This is a genomic window from Bradyrhizobium sp. STM 3566, from assembly GCF_045571445.1.
Classification (GTDB): domain Bacteria; phylum Pseudomonadota; class Alphaproteobacteria; order Rhizobiales; family Xanthobacteraceae; genus Bradyrhizobium; species Bradyrhizobium vignae.
Genome location: NZ_CP120692.1, coordinates 1354240 through 1366798, shown reverse-complemented (window position 1 = coordinate 1366798; position 12559 = coordinate 1354240). Strand labels below are relative to the sequence as shown.

11 protein-coding genes are annotated in these 12559 nt (G+C 65.3%); 7 read left to right on the top strand and 4 right to left on the bottom strand.

Annotation, left to right across the window (positions count from 1 at the left end; genetic code table 11):
- Window positions 1–180: 180 nt before the first annotated feature.
- Both P6U27_RS06535 and P6U27_RS06530 read left to right on the top strand, forming a co-directional pair.
- Complete coding sequence (locus tag P6U27_RS06535; protein WP_122401164.1) at window positions 181–414, top strand: DUF3551 domain-containing protein; 234 nt, start codon at window positions 181–183, stop codon at window positions 412–414.
- A gap of 329 nt (window positions 415–743) precedes the next feature.
- Entirely contained in the window at window positions 744–2282 is a 1539-nt protein-coding gene (locus tag P6U27_RS06530; protein ID WP_122401163.1) for a heme peroxidase family protein, read from the top strand.
- A 262-nt stretch (window positions 2283–2544) separates the two neighbouring features.
- Here the strand turns inward: P6U27_RS06530 and P6U27_RS06525 are convergent, their stop codons facing one another.
- Window positions 2545–3063: a hypothetical protein gene (locus P6U27_RS06525; RefSeq protein ID WP_122401162.1), complete on the bottom strand. Its 519-nt coding sequence runs from the start codon at window positions 3061–3063 to the stop codon at window positions 2545–2547.
- A gap of 38 nt (window positions 3064–3101) precedes the next feature.
- A complete protein-coding gene (locus P6U27_RS06520; RefSeq protein ID WP_162500140.1) occupies window positions 3102–4649 on the bottom strand; it encodes an acetolactate synthase large subunit in 1548 nt (515 codons plus the stop codon).
- 265 nt (window positions 4650–4914) lie between these two features.
- Here P6U27_RS06520 and P6U27_RS06515 point away from each other — a divergent pair, with 265 nt between their 5' ends.
- Together P6U27_RS06515 and P6U27_RS06510 are read left to right on the top strand one after the other, a co-directional pair.
- Window positions 4915–5493 (top strand): L,D-transpeptidase, encoded by a 579-nt coding sequence (locus P6U27_RS06515; RefSeq protein ID WP_162500139.1) that lies wholly within the window; start codon window positions 4915–4917, stop codon window positions 5491–5493.
- 147 nt (window positions 5494–5640) lie between these two features.
- Window positions 5641–6453 carry a DUF2927 domain-containing protein gene (locus P6U27_RS06510; protein WP_162500138.1) on the top strand — a complete coding sequence of 271 codons (813 nt, stop codon included), beginning with the start codon at window positions 5641–5643 and terminating at the stop codon, window positions 6451–6453.
- Between the two features lie 190 nt (window positions 6454–6643).
- Here P6U27_RS06510 and P6U27_RS06505 read toward each other — a convergent pair whose 3' ends face one another.
- Entirely contained in the window at window positions 6644–7771 is a 1128-nt protein-coding gene (locus P6U27_RS06505) for a threonine synthase (protein ID WP_122401159.1), read from the bottom strand.
- Between the two features lie 375 nt (window positions 7772–8146).
- Between P6U27_RS06505 and P6U27_RS06500 the strand changes: the two genes are divergently transcribed.
- The 3 genes from P6U27_RS06500 to upp all read left to right on the top strand — a co-directional run bounded on the left by P6U27_RS06500 (window position 8147) and on the right by upp (window position 11446).
- On the top strand, window positions 8147–9403 hold the full coding sequence (locus tag P6U27_RS06500) for a GTP cyclohydrolase II (protein ID WP_122401158.1): 1257 nt from the start codon (window positions 8147–8149) through the stop codon (window positions 9401–9403).
- A gap of 7 nt (window positions 9404–9410) precedes the next feature.
- Complete coding sequence (locus P6U27_RS06495; RefSeq protein WP_129142414.1) at window positions 9411–10649, top strand: URC4/urg3 family protein; 1239 nt, start codon at window positions 9411–9413, stop codon at window positions 10647–10649.
- 167 nt (window positions 10650–10816) lie between these two features.
- Complete coding sequence (upp, locus tag P6U27_RS06490) at window positions 10817–11446, top strand: uracil phosphoribosyltransferase (RefSeq protein ID WP_122401156.1); 630 nt, start codon at window positions 10817–10819, stop codon at window positions 11444–11446.
- Here the strand turns inward: upp and P6U27_RS06485 are convergent, their stop codons facing one another.
- Window positions 11447–12559, bottom strand: coding sequence for a M48 family metallopeptidase (locus P6U27_RS06485; protein WP_122401155.1), 1113 nt, complete (start codon window positions 12557–12559; stop codon window positions 11447–11449).

Sequence of the window (12559 nt, the reverse complement as noted above, 5' to 3'; positions counted from 1 at the left end):
GACAACCCGGTGGCGAACTGTGGCCGAGATCACATTGCTCGCCGCGGTTCGCATCATCATGCATGCGTGTTGAACGCGGCGGCCGCTGCGGACACCAAGACGAGCACGACGAAGTGTCGGACAAATCCCGGAACACGTAGAATGAGCTGGTGTTATCCCCCGTTCTCGAAGGAGTCTGAAATGCGTCGCACCATCCTCACCCTGGCATCGCTCGCAGCGCTGATCGCCGTCGCATCGCCGGCGGCCCAGGCGCATCCTGCAAACGATCGATATTGCCTGCAGGGCCGCATGTGGGGCTATCCCGGCAACTGCCAGTTCGCGACCTATCAGCAGTGCCAGGCCTCCGCCTCCGGCACGTCGGCCTATTGCGGCATCAATCCGCGCTACGCGTTCGCGCCGCAGCGCTATTACTGACGTGATTGCGGCGTGCGCGCTGTCGCGCGCGCCGCCACAATCTTCCGGTGAAGACGATCGACCGAAAGCCCGGCGAGTCGTCACCGCATGAAGCTGCTTGCGCGCGGCGATGACGAGAATGTTATCCGTCATCGGTCCGGGAAGAATTTGCAAAGCGCCGCCGCAGCTTGCTCGCACCCCTCCGCTTCGGAACAGCATCGACATCGCGCACAGTGTGAAGCGACGGCTTGTCGCACGCCGGAATCCTGATCTAGCTTTGCCTGTATATTCTATTGCTAACAACTTTAGCTTTATTCGTTCCGTCGTGACTTTTCAGAGGAGGTGTTTTCATGAGCAGCCGCCACGCAATTGTTCCGCGCGGATTGAACGCAACCCGTTCGCCGCTTTCGCAAGGCCGCTTCGGCCGCATGTTCCGCAAGCTCACCCCGGCGACGTTCGGCGTGAACGACGCCGACAATGTCGCGAACCTTTCGGCGCTCGCCGACAAGATGGTCGGCAAGTTCGACGCGCCCAAGGATGGACCGGACGCGGAGGAGAGCGGCATCCCCGCGCTCTACACCTATTTCGGCCAGTTCGTCGATCACGACATCACCTTCGATCCGGTCAGCTCGCTGACGAGGCAGCAGGATCCCGACGGGCTCGTCGACTTCCGCACGCCGTCCTTCGATCTGGACAACGTCTACGGCCGCGGGCCGAACGACCAGCCCTACATGTATGACGGCAACAAGTTCCGCCTCGGCGAGACGCTGAGCGGCGCGGGCGTGCCTGATGCCAACGACCTGCCGCGCTTCAAGGGCCGCGCGCTGATCGGCGATCCCCGCAACGACGAGAACAGCATCGTCTCGCAGTTCCAGGCCCTGATGCTGCGCTTTCACAACCGCATGGTCGACGAGAATGACAGCCTGTCGTTCGAGGACGTGCAGCAGCGCGTCCGCTTCCATTATCAATACGTCGTGCTGAACGACTTCCTGCCGCGCATCGTTCACGCCAGCGTGCTGGACGAATTGAAGACCGCGGGCCGCTACGACCGCAGCAAGCTCGCCCACTACCACTGGAAGACCTATCCGTTCATGCCGGTCGAGTTCTCGGTCGCGGCCTACAGGCTCGGGCACTCCATGATCCGACCCGGCTACCGGCTGAACGATGCGGACAACATGCTGCTGCAGATCTTCCCCGATCCGAACAACCCCGACCAAAACGCGCTGACGGGGTTCCGCGCCATGGGCCCGGGGCGCGCCATCGACTGGGGCCGCTTCATCGATCTCGACACGCGCGCTTACGGCGTCGAGGACGACGACACCAATCCCGAGAACAAGCGGCGGCTGCAGTTCGCCTATCGCATCGACGCATCGCTGGTGGACCCGCTGCGCAAGCTGCCGCCGGAGGTCGCATCCAATCCGGCGTCGCTGGCGCTGCGCAATCTCGAGCGCGGCTGGCGGCTCGGCCTGCCCTCGGGGCAAGCCGTCGCCAGGGCGATGAACGTGACGCCGCTGGCCGACGACCAGATCGTCATCGGCAAGGCCGTCGACGAGCCCGGCCCCGACGATCCGCAAACCAAGATCGCAAGCATTGCGAACGGCGTGTTTGCCGGCAATTGCCCGCTCTGGACCTACATCCTGGCCGAGGCGCGGCAGTTCCAAACCACCGTGGCCATTCCCGCCACCGGCGCGCCGGCGGCCGGAATCAACACACCGCAGCTCGGCCCCGTCGGCGGTCGCATCGTGGCCGAGGTCTTCCTCGGCATGCTGTTCGGCGACAACTCCTCCGTGCTGTCACTCGACCCGCAATGGACGCCGGTGACGGGCCCCGGCTTCGCGTTGAAGGACCTCGTCGCCTACGCGCTCGGCCAGGGCGATCCGTTGCACTGAGCGCGCTTGCACAATGAAAGGCCGCTCGCATCGCGCGGGCGTCCTTTCGGCTGAAACTCATTGAAACGAGATTCGGCGAGCCGTCCCTGGTTCACCTCTCCCCGACGGGGAGAGGTGAAACCGTGCCCCGAGCGCGTATCGATTCAACCAAAACTCAGCGTCTAAAGCGCGATGAGATTTGGATGAATCGTCATCGCGCTTTAGCTTGTTGTTTACGCATGATCTTTCCGGAAAACCGCTTCGCACTTTTCCGGATCATGCTTTAATGCGCAGCCCCAAGACCACTCTCCGCAACCCGCGCTGCGAACCAGAGTGACAGCGGCTGATCGACAATGCCACTCACATAGACCTCCGACATGGTCACATGGTGCCTGTCCAGCACCAGGAGAACACCCATCCAGTAGGGAAACCAGACATGCACATCGGTCAGCGCCCGCAGCTTGTGCTGATCGTGATCGAGCGGCGTGTGATTGCTCGCCTTGCGGATCTCAACGGCGAGCAGGTTGTTCGGGATCTCGCGCTGATGCACGACGACATCGGGATAGATCGACTTGCCGAGATGATCGTCGGTCGAGATGATGGTACCGTGCGGCAGGTGCAGCGTGCGCTCGCCGAGCCGGTCGTAGTTGCAGTCGACCGACCAGCCCGGAAACTGCTTTTCCAGATGCACGGCGAAGCGGTGCGTCACTGCACGCTCGCCGACGTCCTTCTCGAACAGGAAACCCTCGTGGGCGTAGACGTCCCTGAGCGCCGCGATCACCTTGTTCAGCTCGGTCTGCATCGTGCCTCCGGGCTCACGGCGCTCTGTCTGTTGGCGCCCTACATCTGGACTTCGATCAGCCGCGGGCCGGGCTCGGCGACGGCCTCAGCCAACGCCTTGTTGAACTCGTCGGCATTGGTGACGGCTCGGCCGGGCACGCCCATACCTTTGGCCAGCGCCACGAAATCCAGCGTCGGACGATCCAGGCGCAGCATGTCGTTGGCGCGCTGGCCGGGCTCGCCGGCGCCGACATTGTCGAACTCGCCGCGGAGGATCTGGTAGATGCGGTTGGCGAACACGATGGTGACGATGTCGAGGTTCTCGCGCGCCTGCGTCCACAGCGACTGGATCGTGTACATCGCGCTGCCGTCGCCGACCATCGTGATCACCTTGCGGTCCGGGCAGGCGATCGCCGCGCCGATCGACAGCGGTGTCGAGAAGCCGATCGACCCGCCCATGTTCTGGAGCCAGTCGTGCGGGGCGGCCGCCGCCGTCGGCGGGAAGAAGCCGCGGCCGGTGGTCAGGGATTCGTCGACCATGATCGCATTCTCGGGGATCGCACAGGCAATGGCCTGCGCGATCGAGGCGAAGGTGAGCGCGCCGGTCGGCTTGACCAGCTCCTGCAAAGCCTGCGGCTTGACGTCCTTGGCGCTGGCCTTGACAGCGCCGGCAAGCGCTTCCAGCGCCGCGACCGAGTTCTCGCCCCAGGAGGTCATGCGGTGCACTTCGCAGCCCTGGGGCTTGAGCATGCTCGGCTTGTTCGGATAGGCGAAGAACGCCACGGGATCATCGGACTCGACCAGCACGATGTGACGGAACCTGGCCAGCATCGGCAGCGCCTGGTCGATGACATAATGGATCCGGTCGATCGAGAAACGGCCGCGGCCGCGCGCCATCTTCGGACGGAAGGTCGGGCCCATCACGGTGCAACCGGTCTTGCCGGCGATGCGCTCGGCCAGCGCCAGACCCTGCTCGCTCAAGGCGCTGCCGGTCATCAGGAGCAGGGTGCCTTCGCCGTCGCCATGCAGGATTCTTGCGGCTAGGTCGACCGCCTGCGGCGAGTAGCTCGCGCGCTGCCGCTCGGCCGGAACCTCGGCGATGCCGTCGGCCTCGTTCCAGGCAGTGTCCGCGGGCAGGATCAGGGTCGCGATCTGCGGCGGCGCGCTTTTGGCGGCGGCAATGGCCGCGGCGCCGTCGGCGGCGACCGATTTGGCATCCGGCGAGGTGCGGACCCAGGATGACATCGGCCGGGCCAGGCCCTCGATGTCCGAGGTCAGCGGCGCGTTGTAGCCGATGTGGTAGACGGCGTGCTGGCCGACGATATTGACGATGCCGGAATTCGCCTTCTTGGCATTGTGCAGATTGGCAAGGCCGTTGGCGAGGCCGGGGCCGAGATGCAACAGGGTCGAGGCCGGCGTGCCCTTCATGCGGAAATAGCCGTCGGCGGCACCGGTCACCACGCCTTCGAACAGGCCGAGCACGCAGCGCATGCCGGGCACGCGGTCGAGCGCCGCGACAAAATGCATCTCGGAGGTGCCGGGGTTGGTGAAGCAGACGTCGACCCCACCCTTGACCATCGTCCGCACCAGGCTTTCCGCACCGTTCATTCTTTCTGCTCCCGTAACCGGCGATTTCGAGTGATCCATCCGACCAATCATTGTTCGCAGGCCTCGTCAAAGCAATAGCGGCCATCGCGCCCCTGCCCCGCGCGAGGATGAGCTGGTTTGGCTAACGCTTTCCGGCAAATTGGCGCGGTTGCCGATTTGGTAACGCCATTCGTTAAGCATGGCGCCCCTCACGGGGCCGTGGCTTGCGAAACCCTCGCGAATATGGCCTCTGGCCTTTGTTGAAGAGATTTTTTTCGGGGGAAACATGATCCGGTTTTTTGCCGCGCCGATCGCCGCCATCGTACTCTTGACCGCCGCGACCGGCGGCGTGCTCGCCGAGGAGTTCGACTCCCGGGACATCATGGGCGGCGGCCCGAACTTCTTCCGCGGCGGCGCGAGCCCGATCCCCCGTTCCACCGTCATCTATAACGGCAACTATGCGCCCGGCACGATCGTGGTGAACACCGCCGAACGCCGGCTGTATCTGGTGCTCCAGAACGGCCAGGCGCTGCGCTACGGCATCGGCGTCGGCCGCGATGGCTTCCGCTGGGGCGGGGTACACAAGATCACCGCCAAGAAGGAATGGCCGGACTGGACGCCGCCGTCGCAAATGCTGGCCCGCCGGCCCGACTTGCCGCGCCACATGAAGGGGGGCATCGAGAATCCGCTCGGCGCCCGCGCCATGTATCTCGGCTCGACGCTCTATCGCATCCACGGCTCCAACGAGCCGGAGACGATCGGCCAGGCCGTGTCCTCGGGCTGCTTCCGCATGACCAATGACGACGTCACCGACCTCTATAGCCGCGTCTCGGTCGGCACCACCGTGGTGGTGCTGAATAACTAACCGGCAGCCAGTCCGCAGGGTGGGCAAAGCCGGCGGATCGCGCGAACGCGGATCCGCCGTGTGCCCACCACTCTGGCGGCCGCGATTGCGGGCGCGTGTATTTGCGGTCTTGTGTGCGCGTCGCGAATACGGCAGCGTTGCACAACGATGAGCGCATTGGACCCGCCCTCGCCCGGCCTTCGCGTCGCCCTGCTGGCGCTCGCAACGTTCACCTGCGTGCTTGACACCGCTACCATGGCCGCGGGCGAACTGCCCGCGATCGCTTCACGCCAGCGCGCCGAGAAGAAGAGCTTCACCGACAACGAGATCGTCGAGGGTTTTTTCAAGACCGCGTTCGGCGCCGAATACCACCTGGCCGGCCGCGTCGACCGCATCCGCAAGTTCGACGGTCCGGTGCGCGTCTACGCCGAGAGCGACCGCGCCGACCGCAAGGCTCAGCTCGCAAAAGTCGTGGCCGATATCGGCAAGCGCGTGCAGCATCTCGACATCGCGATGATCGACACCAATGAAGCGGCGAATGTACGGGTGAAGCTGGTGCGCGACCGTGATCTGTTCCGCACCATCTCGAGCTTCTACGGCGTGGAGAAGGCGCGCGAGATCCGCTCCTCGCTCGATCCGCAATGCCTGTCCGGATTCCGCAAGAACGACAATTTCGAGATCGAGCATTCCGACGTCATCCTCACCGTCGACAACGGCGATTTCGTCTTCCTCGACTGCGCCTATGAGGAGCTCCTGCAATCGCTCGGGCCCATCAACGACACGGCGAGCGTGCCCTGGACCATGTTCAACGACAACGTCTCGATGGGCTATTTCGACGTCTACGACCAGTACCTCCTCAACCTGCTGTACGATCCCCGCATCAAGGCCGGCATGACCGTGGCAGAGGTCAAGGCCGTGCTGCCCGCCGTGCTCACCGACGTGCGCGCGTGGGTGAAGCAGGTGAATGATCTGAAGGAGTGAGGCGCTCTTCCCTCTCCCCTTCTTGTGCCTTCTTGTGGGAGAGGGTGGCTCGCCGCGTAGCGGCGAGACGGCTGAGGGGTTGTCTCCGCAGACTCACTCTCAACTGAATTCGCGGATGGAACCCCTCATCCGGCGCTTCGCGCCACCTTCTCCCACAAGGGGGAGAAGGAAAAGCCAGCACCTCTCCGCCCTATTGCACGAGATCCGCGACGGTGGTCGCGGCCTTCAGCCCGGTGCCGGTGAGGACTGCCACTGTGGTCTCGTTCGCCTTGATCAATCCGGCCGCGGACAGTTTTTCCAGCGCCGCGGCCGCGCTCGCGCTGGTCGGCTCGGCGAACAACCCCTGCCGCGCAAGACGGCGCAGGGCGGCGACGATTTCATCCTCGGCGAGCGCGACCGTGCCGCCGCCGCTTTCGCGCAAAGCGGCGATGATCTCGCGCAGGCGCACGGGGTTCTTGATCGCGGTGCCTTCGGCGATGGTTTTACTGACCTCGCGCGCGACGGGCGTGTCGACGCCGGCCTGAAAACTCGCATCGATCGGCGAGCAGTTGAGCGGCTGCGCCGCGAACAGGCGCGGCAGCTTCGATATCTGCCCGGCTTTCAGGAGCTCGCGGAAGCCGAAGGCGCAGCCGAGCAGGCTGCTGCCGGCGCCGACGGGGACGATGACGTTGTCGGGGGCGCGGAAGCCGAGATCTTCCCAGATCTCGTAGGCGAGCGACTTGGTGCCTTCGAGGAAGAACGGCTGCCAGTTGTGGCTGGCATAAAACGTCTGACTCGACTGGCGGATGGCCTCGGCTTCCGACTCCTCGCGCGGCCCTTCGACGAGTTGCACCGTCGCGCCGTAAGCGCGGACCTGCGCGATCTTGGCCGGCGACGTCGAGGCCGGCGCCAGGATCTTCACGCGCATGCCGCCGGCGGCGCCCAACCCCGCCATCGACGAGCCGCCATTGCCGGATGAATCTTCCAGAATGGCTGAGATGCCGATCTGGCGCAGGAAGGACAGCATCACGGCAGAGCCGCGGTCCTTGAAGCTGCCGGTCGGGTTGAACCATTCGAGCTTGAAGAACGGGCGCAGCTCGCCCCAGCCCTGCTGGACCAGCGGCGTGCAGCCTTCGCCGAGCGTGATCGGCTGCTTGATCGCAACCGGCAGCGCCGCCCGGTAGCGCCAGAGCGAGCGCGTGCGACCTTCGATGTCCTCGCGCGAGATGCCGGTCCCCGGCGTCACCAGCAGTGGCGTGCGCTCGTCCGAGCACCAGCGCGGCTGGTCGAGCGGATAGAGCTGTCCGTTGCGGGGGTCGATATAGCTGGCGGTGGGCATTGGGGTCTCCAGGACAAGAACGAACTGCGATTGGGCCAATGACACCTTTAGTCCGGGATTCGACGCTGGCCGAGCCAAACGATGCATAGCCCCCTTGAAAAGATGAAATATAGAAATATTTCAATTGCTTAAGGCGATCGCGCCGGCAGATCGGCGAGCCCGGCCAGCGCGAGCGCCTGGCGCTGAAGGCGGACTCTGCAGGCCCATTGCTGTCGGGAATTTGGTGGCAAGCGGCCCTGCCCGCCCGGCACGATTAACTTGTCTGTCGTCGCTGGCCGCTACAATATGTTGGATTGAGCTTGCGTTGCCGCCATGCTGCGCAAGCGAGCCAGGCCCGTCCGAGCGGCGGGCCGTTGGCTTTTTGGGAGCCTGGACATGAGCCGTGCAAACCGTACCGACCACATCCGCCTGACCTCCCATCCGGAGCCCGGCAGGAAGGCCGCCTTTCCGATCCATTGGGGTGCTGCGGACGCGCGCGCCCGTGGGCCAATCATAGGCACAGTGTCGCGCGCCGGGGATCGCAACGTGATCGGCAGCCATGGCGGGTCCTACGCGATGTACCGCGCGCTCGCCGTCTCCGCCGGCGCGCTCGATCCCATCAGGCGCCCTGACCTGACCAACACTTTTCCGGCCGCAATCATCGGGCCGTTCGAGCAATGGCGCGATCCCACCAAGATCGTTGCGCTCGATCCCTGGGGGCATCTCGTCGCCGAAAACTTCCGCCAGGAGATCGCCGAAGGCGTCGACATCCGCCCCAGCATCGCGGTGACGCGGGCGCGGCTGGACCTGCCGGAGATCCGCGAGGCGCTGACCGCAAAACGGCTGCGCGCCGACGGCGAGGTGGTGCATGCCAATGGCAGCGTGTCGGTGGTGAAGATCGCGATCGATCCGGTCTGGTATCTGCCCGGCCTTGCGGCCCGCTTCGGCACCGGCGAGACCGAGTTGCGCCGCACGCTGTTCGAGCAGACTGCCGGCATGTTCCCCGAGCTCGTGACGCGTCCGGACTTGAAAGTGTTTTTGCCGCCGATCGGCGGCACCACCGTCTACCTGTTCGGCGATGTGACAAAATTGCCGGACCATCGCACCAAGATCACCTGCCGCGTGCATGACGAGTGCAACGGCTCCGACGTGTTCGGCTCCGACATCTGCACCTGCCGTCCCTACCTCATCCACGGCATCGAGGAATCCGCGCGCGGCGCGCAGGAGGGCGGGCTCGGGCTCGTCGTCTACAACCGCAAAGAGGGCCGCGCGCTCGGCGAGGTCACCAAATTCCTGGTCTACAACGCGCGCAAGCGCCAGGAGGACGGTGATGCCGCCGCGGCCTATTTTGAACGCACCGAATGCGTCGCCGGCGTGCAGGATGCGCGCTTCCAGCAATTGATGCCCGACACCATCCACTGGCTGGGCCTGAAGCGCATCGACCGCTTCCTGTCGATGAGCGACATGAAATACGACGCGCTGACCTCGCAAGGTATCGACATCGTCGAGCGCGTGCCGATCCCGCCGGAGCTGATTCCGGCCGACGCCTATGTCGAGATCGCCGCGAAGAAGGCCGCTGGCTACTACTCGACCGACATCGCGCCGGAGAAGGACATCGATGGCGTGGTCGGCCGTTCGCTGGAAAAATACTGATCGCGTGATGGCGGACGCTTTGGAATTGCAGGCACGCTCGCTACTCTCCGCAAACGCGGTGCGCGCGCGGGCGGGGCAGATGCTCGAGCTTGGCCTCGCCGGCGGACTCCAGCATTTCACGATCGACCTCGACCGCATGGATGGCGTCGCGGACGCCGTGCTCGCGGTGACGCGAACAGCCTATCCGACGCTGGACATTCCGTTCCATGCGCGCTGGCGGCACTTTGTGCTCGGCGGCGTCGATCGCTGGGCGCAGCTTGCCGGGGCAGCATCATGGCCCGATCGCGCCGCGCGGGCGCGCTCCGAATTCGATCTTGCGATCGTCAGCGTGCTGCTCGATGCCGGCGCGGGTGCGGCGTGGCGCTATCGCGACGCGCTGACCGGCAAAAGCATCGGCCGCTCCGAGGGGCTCGCCATCGCAAGCCTCGACATGTTTGCAGACGGGCTCTTTTCGCGCGATGCGCGGACGCCGTTCAGGGTCGACGCGGAGGTGCTCGCGAAACTGCCCCTCACCTCACTCACATCCGCTTTCCAAGTGACGGACGCCAATCCATTGCTCGGCCTGGAGGGGCGCACCGATCTGCTGCGTCATCTGGGCAAGCTGGTAGCAGAGCGCGCGGACGTGTTCGGCCTGCACGACACGCCGCGGCCGGGCGGCCTGTTCGATCACATCGCGGCGCAAGCCGTCGGCGGTGCCGTCGCTGCGCCCGCCATTCTGTCGGCGGTGCTGAACCAGCTCGGTCTGATCTGGCCGTCACGGCTCGAGGTCGCGGGCGTCCCGCTCGGCGATTGCTGGCGCCATCCGGCGATCAAGGCGGACGACGAAACGGCCGGGCTCGTGCCGCTGCACAAGCTGTCGCAATGGCTGAGCTATTCGCTGATCGAGCCGCTGCAGCGCGCCGGATTTGCCGTCACCGACATCGACGGGCTGACCGGCCTTGCCGAATACCGCAATGGCGGCCTGTTCGTCGATCACGAGGTGCTACGCCTGCGCGATGCCGCGGATGCCGAGCGTGCGCATACGGTGGATTCATTGCTCGTCGTGGAATGGCGCGCGCTGACGGTTGCGCTGCTGGATCGTCTTGCCGAACTGGTGCGCGCCAAGCTCGGTCGCACCCCTGAAACCTTGCCACTCGCCAGTATTTTGGAAGGCGGCAGCTGGGCCGCGGGCCGCGCCATCGCATTTGCGCGCCGCCCCGATGGTTCGCCGCCGCTCAAGGTGATCAGCGACGGGACTGTGTTTTAAACCTTCTCCCCCTGTGGGAGAGGGTGGCTTCGCGAAAGCGAAGCCGGATGAGGGGTATGTCTCCGGGGGCACATCTCTCATTTGGAGTTCGCGGAAAGATACCCCTCATCCGGCGCTTGCGCGCCGCCTCATCCCACAAGGGGAGAAGGAAGAAAGGCATCTCGATCATGGAAGGCGTCACGATCGTCGATCATCCGCTGGTGCAGCACAAGCTGACGCTGGTGCGCGACAAGTCCATCTCGACCAAGTCGTTTCGAGAGCTGATCAAGGAGATCGGCATGCTCTTGTGCTACGAAGTGACGCGCGACCTGCCGCTCGCCGACACCGTCATCGAGACGCCGCTGTCGACGATGCACTCGGCCAAGATCGCCGGCAAGAAGCTGGTGTTCGTGCCGATGCTGCGCGCCGGCACCACCTTCGTCGACGGCATGATGGACCTAGTGCCGACCGCGCGCGTCGCTCATATCGGACTCTATCGCGAGCCGCACAGCTTTGCCGCGGTGGAGTATTTCTTCAAATCGCCGTCGGATCTCGGCGAGCGTCTCGCCATCGTGGTGACGCCTGTCGTCGCCACGGCCAACACGGCTGTCGCCGCCATCGACCGGCTGAAGGAGCGCGGCGCCAGGGACATTCGCCTGGCCTGCCTGATCGCAGCGCCGGAAGGGCTGGAACGGCTGCGTGGATTGCATCCCGATGTGCCGATCTGGACAGCCGCGGTGGACGAAGGTCTCGACGAGAACGGCTTCATCCTTCCGGGCCTCGGCGACGCCGGCGACCGCGCCTACGGGACGCGATAGCTAAACTTTCCCGCTGCCGCAAATGCCCTTCAGCGCCCGCCACTCCTTGTCAGTCAGCAGCGGCGGGCCGCTGGCGGGCCGATCCTCTCTGCTCATGCGCTTGAGGCGGTCCTCGGTCAGCGGGTGGCTGGCGAGGATCGTCGTGAGCGTGGAGCCGCCTTCCTTACCGGTGATGCGGAACATCAATTCGGCCGCGGGCTTCGGCGAGCGGCCGAGCGCATGCATGATCTCGATCGCAAACGTATCCGCGGCAGCCTCGGCCTCGCGCGAATAGGAGGCCTCGACCAGGCTGCGCGACGCGAAGATCACGGCCGACGAGCCGGTGACGTCGCCGAACAAGAGTCCGATCAGGAACGAGGTGCCGCCGTTGTAGAGCAGGCCGCGCATGTTGTCGTGATGCTTGAGATGTCCGAGCTCGTGGGCGAGGATGCCGGCGAGCTCGTCAGGGCTCTCGGCCTTGTCGAGCAGGCCCTTCAGCACGAACACCTTGCCGCCCGGCAGCGCGAACGCGTTCGGCACCGCGGTCGGCAGCACGCCGGCCGTCATGGAATCGTCGTCGAGGCCGGCCGCATCGCGCAGGCGGTTGACGAGCCTGGTGAAGGCCGCCTTGCCCGCGGGATCTTCGCACACACCGCGGCCGAAGATGGCCTTCATCTGCACTTCGGCGGCGTCGCCGATGCGCCGTTCGACGGGTTTCGGCACCAGCGGAGCGAGACGGTCGGCGGCGAGCGGCACGCCGAACAGCACGACGCAGACGATGGAGACGGCGGCGGCGACCGACCAGCCGACGATCTTTGCAATGCCGCGGCGCGACGTCTGATGTTCGTCGAGACGCATGCAGCGGGCGGTCACGTCGGCGGCGAGGGCGGCGTCGCGGATCTCGAGCCGCGCCAGCGGCGGTGCCGACGTCGAGGCCAGCCGCAAAACGCCAGCCGGGCTATCGGCGCGGCGAATGTTGGCGTAGGCCCAGCGCACGTGCGCTCCGTCCTCCTCGACGATTTCGAGCCCATCAGCCAGGGTCAGCATCACCTGCCGTTTGCGGCTCGACACGCCGTCGAAGAAGATGGTCGGCTTCCTAGATTGTGCCGGCGCCTCGGCAAACACATCCGTCAC

Excerpts from the sequence above, each read along its gene's own strand:
- P6U27_RS06535 (WP_122401164.1), top strand. The coding sequence starts at position 181 with ATGCGTCGCACCATCCTCACCCTGGCATCGCTCGCAGCGCTGATCGCC.
- P6U27_RS06530 (WP_122401163.1), top strand. The coding sequence starts at position 744 with ATGAGCAGCCGCCACGCAATTGTTCCGCGCGGATTGAACGCAACCCGT.
- P6U27_RS06525 (WP_122401162.1), bottom strand. The coding sequence starts at position 3,063 with ATGCAGACCGAGCTGAACAAGGTGATCGCGGCGCTCAGGGACGTCTAC.
- P6U27_RS06520 (WP_162500140.1), bottom strand. The coding sequence starts at position 4,649 with ATGAACGGTGCGGAAAGCCTGGTGCGGACGATGGTCAAGGGTGGGGTC.
- P6U27_RS06515 (WP_162500139.1), top strand. The coding sequence starts at position 4,915 with ATGATCCGGTTTTTTGCCGCGCCGATCGCCGCCATCGTACTCTTGACC.
- P6U27_RS06510 (WP_162500138.1), top strand. The coding sequence starts at position 5,641 with ATGAGCGCATTGGACCCGCCCTCGCCCGGCCTTCGCGTCGCCCTGCTG.
- P6U27_RS06505 (WP_122401159.1), bottom strand. The coding sequence starts at position 7,771 with ATGCCCACCGCCAGCTATATCGACCCCCGCAACGGACAGCTCTATCCG.
- P6U27_RS06500 (WP_122401158.1), top strand. The coding sequence starts at position 8,147 with ATGAGCCGTGCAAACCGTACCGACCACATCCGCCTGACCTCCCATCCG.
- P6U27_RS06495 (WP_129142414.1), top strand. The coding sequence starts at position 9,411 with ATGGCGGACGCTTTGGAATTGCAGGCACGCTCGCTACTCTCCGCAAAC.
- upp (WP_122401156.1), top strand. The coding sequence starts at position 10,817 with ATGGAAGGCGTCACGATCGTCGATCATCCGCTGGTGCAGCACAAGCTG.